Below are 8,302 nucleotides of genomic sequence, written 5' to 3' on the forward strand. Positions count from 1 at the left end.
AGCGTTTTCGGACGTTAAACGATCAAGGACACGGCATGGCGCATCTGCTACGCATCGTGATGATTCACGGCCACCTGAACGGCGTGGTCGAACTCAGTGTGGACGGCCACACCAATATTTGCGGCACCAACGCGTCGGGTAAAACCACGCTCCAGCGGCTGGTGCCGGTGTTTTACGGCGAGCTGCCCAACAAGGTGGTGCCGAAAACCCGCATGAAATTCGATGCGTTCTATTTGCCCCATCGCAACAGCTACCTGGTATACGAATACCGCCGCGAAGCGGGCAACGTGTGCCAGGCGGTGCTGACCCGCAAGCAGGAAGGCGGCGTGGAGTATCGCTTCGTCGGCGCGCCTTACCGCCCGGAAGACTACCTGGTCGAGACCGAGCAGGGCCCGCTGGCGCTGGACTACACCCAGTGGGCCAGCGGGCTGCGCCGCAGCGGTACGCCGGTGTCGCCCAAGCTGGGGGCCACCTCCGAGTTCCGCTCGGTGATCCAGAACGACTTTACCCAGCTCCACGGCAACAGCCGCGATGGCCTGAAGCTGCGCCAGATCGCCGCCCAGTTCAGCCTGGTCAATCCCGAGCGGCGCATTCGCCATATCGAAAAGCTGGTCTCGGCGGTGCACGCCAAAGAGGGCAAGATGGACACCCTCAAGACCATGCTGGCGGCGATTTTCGAAGAGGACGGCGTCGAGCTGCCGGTTACTCGCATTCGCAGTGCCAAGGCCCGCGAGTGGATTCACCAGATGCGCCAATCCATGCGCCTGGAGCCGCTGCAGGCCGCGTTGGCCAAACTCTCCGGCATCGACCGTGAACTGGCCGAGCTTGATACCACCCTGTGGCAACTCAAACCCCAGCTGGCCGCCGACCGCGAACAGGCCCAGCGGCAGGTCGCCGACCTGGAAGGCGAACTCAACCGCCACCAGCGGGAGTTTCAGGCCGAAGAGCAGGCCTACGGCGAACGGCGGGATGCGCTCAACGACCAGCACAGCGAAGTGGCAAGCCAGCTGCAGCACGCCCAGCACCGCCTCAACGACCTGCAAACCCGCTTCGAGCAGTACGCCGATGCCGACATGCCCGGCCTGGAGCGGGACATCAACGCGCTGCCCCAGTGGCGCGAACAGCGCGACCAGTTGCAGCAACACCTGCAAGTGATGCAGGACGCAGTAAAGGAAAGCCAGGCGCGCCTGGATGGGCGACTGCGCGAACTCTCCGAAAACCTCGCCCGCCAGACTCAAGAGAACCAGGAACTGATCGACGCGCTGGTGGAGGAGAAAGCCGAGCGCCGCGAGCAGCAGTGGCAAACCGAACAGCAGCACAACGAGCGCTACCAGCAGGCCCGCCAGCGCTTGGAGAGCGAGTATCAGGCCCAGTTGGAGCTAGGCGTCGAGCAGTTGGCCGAGCTGAAGGCCCAGCTGGCCATGCCCAGCCAAACCCGTGAAGAAGCCCAGGAGGCCGAGCTGGCCCAGGCGCGGCTGGACGACGCCCAGCAGGCCCGCAGCGCGGCCGGGGCCACCCTGGAAGCGCTGCGCCGCGAGCTGGAAGCCCACAAGCGCGAGCGCGACACCGCCGAACAGCATCTCGTGCAGTGCCGCCAGCAGCGGGAGCGCGCCGAGCAGCACTGCTACACCCTTTACCAGCAGCAGACCCCCGAGCAGGGCAGCCTGCGCCACTTCCTGCGCTACCACCGCCCCGGCTGGGAACAGCAGCTCGGCAAGGTGATCGCCCCGGAACTGCTGGAGCGCCGCGACCTCGCCCCCCAACTGGCCGACAACGCCAGCGACGACCTGTTCGGGCTGGCGCTGGACCTTTCCGCCATCGCGCTGCCCGACTACGCCCAGGACGAAGCCAGTCTGCTGGCCGCCATCGAGGAAGCCGAGAGCGCCAAGGCCCGTGCCCACACCGCCTGCACCGCCGCTGAAAAGGCCCTCAAGCAGCACAACGAGCGGGTACAGCAGGCCGATGAAGCCCAGGACGCCGCCCGCCTGGCCCACCAGCGCGCCGAGCAGGAGGTGGAGTACGCCCTGGAAGCGCGCCGCCAACAGCAGGCCCGCCACGCGGAAAGCCAGAAAGCCCGCCGTGCCCACATCGAAGCCGCCCTGGCCCGCCAGGAGCAGGCCCAAACCGAGCTGCGCGACGAGAAGCGCGACGCCCTGGCCGAGCTGGCCGAAACCCACCAAGGCCAACTGCTGGAGCTCAAGGCCGACGCCCAGAGCCAGCTCGACAGCCTCGATGCCCAGCTACGCACCTACAAACAGCAGCTCAGCGATGCCAACGCCGAACACCAGCGCCAGCGCGCCGAGCTGGAAGAGGCCTTCAGCCAGGAGCTGGCCGAACAGGGCGTCGACCCCGCCCAGCTCAAGGCCACGCGAACTCGCCTGGAAGCGCAGAACGAGCGCATTCGCAAAACCGCCGCCCGCCAGGAGGAGCTGGCCGAGTACCAGCGCTTCATGCGCATCGAGTGGGGCCAGCACAAACCCCAGCTGGTGGCGGAAGAGGCCGAGCTGGCCCAGCGCGACCAGCAGCTCAAGCGCGATAAAGCGCATCTGAAAAACGCCTTCCACGCCGCCAGAGAGGCCCACCAGCAGGCGGTGAACGGCCTGAAGGCCCAGCGCGACAGCGCCCGTGGCACCCTGGAAGCCCTGACGCCGCTGCTCAACCAGCTGGAAAGCCTGGAGCTGGTGGCCGAAGGCGCGCCGCTGGAAGCCAGCCTGGGTGATGTGGACGAACGCATCGAACGCACCCGCCAGGCCCTGGCCAGCCGCCACCAGCAGCTGGAGCAACTGCGCCGAGGCTGCCTGGACGTCGAAAGCCAACTGATCAAGGACGCCAGCAGCGGCTTTGCCGATGCCCTGCAAAGCGAGCGCGACAAGCTGCCCAGCGATAGCCCCCGGCTACTGCTGCCGCTGCTGCGCGGCATGCTCAAGCTGCTGGAAGACCAACAGCAGCAGCTGATTCAGGAAGGCCGCAACCTCAGCGACGACCTGGACAAGTTCTTCATCGTCTTCCGCGACCTGAACCGGCGCATCAGCGCCCAGAGCCGTCGGCTTTCGGAGGAGGTCGCCGACGACCTGCGCCTGGAAGGCATCACCAAGGCGGAAGTGCGCATTCAATCCACCATCGACGAGCTGGGCTTCTGGGAGCCGCTCAAACTGTTCGCCCAGCGCTACAAGGCGTGGCGGGAGTCCGGCCAGACGCTGCCCAGCGACGACTACCTCAACGCCCTGGCCGACGTGGTCGATTTGCTGCGCAGCGACCAGCAGTACAGCTTCGAAAGCCTGCTGCGCCTGGAGCTGCACCTGAACGAAGGCGGCACGGACCTGGTGATCAAGAACGACCGCCAACTGCTGGAGTCCTCCAGCCACGGCATGGCGTATCTGATTCTGTGCAAGTTCCTGCTGGCGTTTACCCGCCTGCTGCGGGGCGATGCGCACATCGCCATCCACTGGCCCATCGATGAGATCGGCACCCTGGCCTACCACAACGTCGAAAAACTGTTCGATGCCTGCGACAGCAACCGCATCCATATCGTCGGGGCCTTCCCCAACCCGGAATCCGACGTACTGCTGCTGTTCGCCAACCGCTACCTCATCGAACGGGACGCCCAGCAACAGCGTCAGCTCAAGCGTATCGAGCCGCGTCTCAGCGCGCTGGCGCAGAAAATCAAGCAGCGCCAACAGGAGGTGAGCGCATGATCGAACACGGCCCCCTGCTCGAACGCCTGCTGGCAGGCGACTTCGTCTGCGCCGTCAGCGACGACAACGCCTACCGCCACCTGGCCAACGAAGAGACCCGCGAGGCCATCGACGCCTACCTGCGCCCGCTCAATCGGCGGCTGGCCAGCAACGAGGATGCCAGCGTCTACTTCCTCGCCTGGCGGCAGCTCAACGACACCGCCCGGGAGCAGCTCTCCCGCCAGCTCGCCGATACGCTCAACAGCCTGTTGCCCATGCTGGAGTGGCTGCAACTGGTGCAGGAAGCGCTGGGCCGCGACGCCCTGGCCGCCCCTGGCGACGTGCTCAAGCCCGCCGAGTTCAGCGCCAAGTGCGAAGACAACCAGAGCCTGCGCGAACGCCTGGAACGGCTGGCTACAGACAGCTTCTTTGGCTCCCAGAGCGACCAGCTGGATGCCCAGGTGAAGCAGATCTTCAAACGGCTGAAAGAGCACGGCTACCTGATGCAGCCCCACAGCGAACGCCAGGTGTTCGTGGTGACCGGCAAAATGGACTACCTGGTGGACGTGGTGCGCTTCATCCGCGACGAAGAGAACCTGCCCATCGACGCCGACGAGGACACCGGCACGCAGGAGGCCCTGCTGTGAGTAGAAGTATGGGCAATGGGGCGGGCAGTGGCGTGGGCGAGCTGGAGAGCCGCCTGCTCAAGACCGGCGCGGAACGCCTGGCACTGCTGGGCAAGCACGCCGAACGGCTGATGCAAGCCTACACCCGCGACGACGTACCGCTGGAAGGCCTGAGCGACGGCGCGCTGCGCAAGCTGCTGGCCGCCCGGGTGCTGTGGCGGCCCGACGAGCAGAGCGGCGTCAAACTCTCGCCCAAGGTGCGCGACCTGATCGCCGAAATGCTCGCCGACGAAACCCGCCGCCACGTCAACGCCGACGTGGCCGAAACCCTGGAGCTGATTCGCACTCAGGTCGATAGCTACCGGGAAGCCCGCAGCAAGGGCGAACACTGGCGCCAGGAGCAGCAGCTACTGCGCCTGCGCCAGGAGGTAGACGACCTCAACGGCCGCTTTGCCGACGCCATCGACAGCCTGTGGCAGCGGCTCAACAGCGATTTCGGCTTCGTCAGCCAGCTCAACGACAAGATCCGCGAGAACGACCGCGCCCAGAAGCAGATCGTGCGCCTGCTCGATGGCCTCGCGCTGATCGACTTCGACGAGCTGATCGCCCTGGTAGGCAGCGACGGCAGCCTGCGCAAGCTGCTCATCAGCCAGCTTCAGAACCGCCTTAGCCACCACTACACCAGCCTGCGGGAAGTGCAGCGGCGGCTGATCGAACTCATGGCCCGCTTCCGCAAGCAGCAGGCCCGCAGCCGCCTGATGACCGGCATGGCCGCCTTCCTGCGCGAACACCCAGGCTTCGTGCCCGGCAACTACGCCCAGCGCAGCGAGGTGCCCGCGCTGTTCAACCGCGCCGCACCGCTCAACCCCGCCGCCGCCCCGGCGCTGGACCGCCCCCTGGACACCCGGGTACTGGCCGAACTGCTGCACGAGCTGCCCGCCCCACGCCACGCCGCACAAAACGTGGCCGTGGCCAACCCCGTGCAGCTCGCCGAAGAGAGCCTGGCCGCCGCCCGCCAGCAGGCCCTCAAGCTGGACGTCGAGCGCTTCTACCTCGCGGTGCTCGACCAGCCGCCTGCCGAGCCGGTCAGCGCCCTAGCCTACCTGCAACAGAGCGGCCTGGAGTGGGCAGATGAAATCTGGCTGTTTCAGGTGATCGCCGAATACCAGGGCCTGCCGCGCCGCGAGCAGCAGGCCTTTCGCCTTCATCAGGAAGAGAGCAGGGCCAGCGCCTATAACGACCTGCGGTTGATTCACGATGTGGCCCTGGCGGTGGCGGTATGAACCTACCCAGCCGCGCACGGGCAGGGCTCAACGGCGTGGCCCGGGAGCTCAACCGCCAGCCCACGGTGGAGAAGCCCCGCCGCCAGTGGGTGGAAGACGTGGTGGCCTGGTGCCGCCAGCAGGATATCGATCTCGGCATGCGGCTTTCCAGCCAGGCCCTGCGCTTCGATACCGAGCTGCTGGCGCAGATCGATAGCGTTCTGGCCAGCGCCCACCTCGCCCCGCTGGGCCGCTCGCTCAGCGGCCTGAGCAGCGCCGCCCAGGCCAAAGAGGGGGTGGAAGAGGACAAAGCCACCCGCGAAGGCCCCCGCGCCTGGCGCGTACTGCTCAGCCTGCCGCCCCAGCCCACTCCGGGGCTTTCCCACGAGCCGCGCTGCAGTCGCGACGTGGACGTTCGCCACCTCACGCTGGGGGTCTTCGGCGCGCTGGTGCAGGTGGAAAACCTCGACAGCTTCTACGCCTTCAACCCGAACATCAGCGCCCTCAGCGGCTACGCCCAGCCGCTCATCGCCTACCGAGGCGACAGCCACTACGGCGGCGGCTTCGCCCACCTGGCCGAGGTATGGCGCAAAACCCGCAGGCCGCACCTCTACGCAGGCGACTTCGACGCCAAGGGCGTGACCCTGGCGCTGGACAGCGGCGCCACGCACCTGCTGCTCCCCGACATAGCGTGGCTCAGCCAACACGCCACCCCCCTGCACCAGCCCGCCGGGCAGCTTCCCTATCAACGGCGGCTGCGCCAACTCCATGTCAGCCTGCCGCCCCAACACCCGCTAAGGCCCTACCTCACGCTGCTGGAAAAACAGCGCGGCCTCAAACAGCAGTGGTTTGAGGGGGAATTGGTGGCGGTGGGGGTTGGTTAGTGGCTTGCCTTCTGCCTGGGCTTTGTGTGACGCATCCGCCGTGCAGTGCGTTTTTGGCGGTATGAAGGGCAGAGTGAAACGCGTTAGCATGCGATTTTGGCTACATCGCCAAAATTCTCTTTGCACGCTGTAGAATCAATGAGGTAGATTCGATTGGGTGGCTATGAAACCTCAGTCATTGTGATGTCGCGTTCATTGAGGTTTCATGGCAGGGCGTTTAGTCACACTGGTTAGAAGCAAAAGAAACTACGGAGTAATCATTAAGTGCCGATATTTGATATTTCAGGGGAAAAACTATCTGCCGTAGAGCAGAAGAACTTTGCCTTGGAAAAGGACTTGCAGACATTAATTGAGAATAATCTCGAAACCGTTTTCAATTGTCGGTTTGTTGCCAGTGAGTTTTCAACTGGCGCCCAGCACGCAGGTCGGATTGACAGCCTTGCACTATCTGAAGAAGATAATCCCGTCATCATCGAATACAAGAAAGTTGAATCATCGGAACTGATCAACCAAAGTCTTTTCTACCTTCACTGGATTCAAGACCACAAAGGTGATTTCGAGATCGCCGTACAAAAGAAACTCGGTAGTGGCGTAAAAGTTGATTGGTCGGATGTGAGGGTAATTTGCATAGCTCCCAATTATAAGAAATATGACTTGCACGCTGTGCAAGTCATGGGTGCCAATATCGAATTATGGAAATATCGATTGTTCTCCAATGACTCAATATATCTTGAGGAGGTCTTCCACGCCTCAAAGTCAGCGGCTACATCTGCTACGGCCATACCGACTGAGAATGGATACAAAAATCCTGTCATGGTTGAAGCAGGTAAGAAGGCAGCCCTGACTCGCGCCACTGCGACCTATACATTTGATGAAAGGCTTGAAGGCAAGAGTGACGAAATTAGGGAGTTAACGGCAACGATACGTGAGTTCATTCTCGGCTTGGATGAGTCAATCGAGGAGGTGCCGAAGAAGTTCTATGTCGCCTACAAAGTCTCTCAAAACATCGCCTGCATGGAGGTCAAGGGCAAGAATATAAAACTCTTTCTCAAGCTGAAACCTTCTGATATTCCAGCCGGAACACCGAATTACCGGGATGTGACCTCAATTGGCCACTATGGTACGGGCGATGTTGAGTTTACAGTATCATCTGAATCCGAGTTTGAGCCAGTCAAGGAATTTATCGCAATGGCGTATAACAAGGTCGGTGGCTAATGGCTTCTAACAAAGCAATTAAATTCGCTCCCATCGGTCGCCGGACGCTCGTTCCTCGCGCCGTTTATTGCGGACGTTAAATGCCTATGAGTAAGCGTGACGAGATCTTCAAGTACCATGAACTGGCCAAGGATGCTGGGAATCGGCTTCGTTCATATATTTTGTCGGTTTCATCTGGTGCTACAGGTGTGTTCTTTATTGCCTTGACTGCTGGCGGTGAGCGAGCTTTGTCTGCGCCTGAAAAGTGGTTGCTTGTTCTAGCATTGTTGGCTTTCGTTACTACTGTCGGTCTATGCCTGTATGAGTTGCGCATAGATGCTAAGCGATTCTTCACGTTAGCAAAGGAGCTTGAGAAGACCGAAGAGGATCAGCGTTGGGAAGAGAATGAAAGGTACAAGTCTAAACGGTACTGGCTCATACATGCCTCTTACGTCACTCTCGGGGTCGCCATTTGCGCCACCAGCATTTACTTGGTTCTGGCGATTGTCGGCATTTAACAAGCGCAGGCACAGAGACAAATTTTCCGCTGCGCTACAAATTTTTCCGTGCTGCGGGCGTTAACTTCCTGTATCTATGAAACTTGTAACTTGGAACTGTAATGGAGCACTTAGGCGAAAGCTTGCAGAAGCAGATAGTTTGCA

Annotated in this window: 6 protein-coding genes; all 6 read left to right on the forward strand. The window is 62.2% G+C overall.

Going from position 1 to position 8,302, the window contains the following annotated elements; genetic code table 11:
• The first annotated feature begins 35 nt into the window (after positions 1 to 35).
• The 6 genes from CWI66_RS14060 to CWI66_RS14085 all read left to right on the forward strand — a co-directional run bounded on the left by CWI66_RS14060 (position 36) and on the right by CWI66_RS14085 (position 8,158).
• Positions 36 to 3,695 (forward strand): ATP-binding protein, encoded by a 3,660-nt coding sequence (locus CWI66_RS14060; protein ID WP_100732023.1) that lies wholly within the window; start codon positions 36 to 38, stop codon positions 3,693 to 3,695.
• Positions 3,692 to 4,321: a condensin complex protein MksE gene (locus tag CWI66_RS14065; RefSeq protein WP_100732024.1), complete on the forward strand. Its 630-nt coding sequence runs from the start codon at positions 3,692 to 3,694 to the stop codon at positions 4,319 to 4,321. The genes CWI66_RS14060 and CWI66_RS14065 overlap by 4 nt, the downstream gene beginning before the upstream one ends.
• Before the next feature lie 8 nt (positions 4,322 to 4,329).
• Positions 4,330 to 5,583, forward strand: a complete 1,254-nt coding sequence (locus CWI66_RS14070; RefSeq protein WP_100732025.1) for a hypothetical protein — start codon at positions 4,330 to 4,332, stop codon at positions 5,581 to 5,583.
• Positions 5,580 to 6,446, forward strand: coding sequence for a DUF7281 domain-containing protein (locus CWI66_RS14075; RefSeq protein WP_100732026.1), 867 nt, complete (start codon positions 5,580 to 5,582; stop codon positions 6,444 to 6,446). The genes CWI66_RS14070 and CWI66_RS14075 overlap by 4 nt, the downstream gene beginning before the upstream one ends.
• A gap of 264 nt (positions 6,447 to 6,710) precedes the next feature.
• A complete protein-coding gene (locus CWI66_RS14080; protein WP_100732027.1) occupies positions 6,711 to 7,661 on the forward strand; it encodes a DUF5655 domain-containing protein in 951 nt (316 codons plus the stop codon).
• Positions 7,662 to 7,747: 86 nt separating this feature from the next.
• Complete coding sequence (locus tag CWI66_RS14085; RefSeq protein ID WP_157808983.1) at positions 7,748 to 8,158, forward strand: hypothetical protein; 411 nt, start codon at positions 7,748 to 7,750, stop codon at positions 8,156 to 8,158.
• The last annotated feature ends 144 nt before the right edge of the window (positions 8,159 to 8,302 follow it).

The sequence above is a fragment of the Halomonas sp. 141 genome, assembly GCF_002810305.1.
Taxonomy (GTDB): Bacteria; Pseudomonadota; Gammaproteobacteria; order Pseudomonadales; family Halomonadaceae; genus Vreelandella; species Vreelandella stevensii.

Excerpts from the sequence above, each read along its gene's own strand:
- CWI66_RS14060 (WP_100732023.1), top strand. The coding sequence starts at position 36 with ATGGCGCATCTGCTACGCATCGTGATGATTCACGGCCACCTGAACGGC.
- CWI66_RS14065 (WP_100732024.1), top strand. The coding sequence starts at position 3,692 with ATGATCGAACACGGCCCCCTGCTCGAACGCCTGCTGGCAGGCGACTTC.
- CWI66_RS14070 (WP_100732025.1), top strand. The coding sequence starts at position 4,330 with ATGGGCAATGGGGCGGGCAGTGGCGTGGGCGAGCTGGAGAGCCGCCTG.
- CWI66_RS14075 (WP_100732026.1), top strand. The coding sequence starts at position 5,580 with ATGAACCTACCCAGCCGCGCACGGGCAGGGCTCAACGGCGTGGCCCGG.
- CWI66_RS14085 (WP_157808983.1), top strand. The coding sequence starts at position 7,748 with ATGAGTAAGCGTGACGAGATCTTCAAGTACCATGAACTGGCCAAGGAT.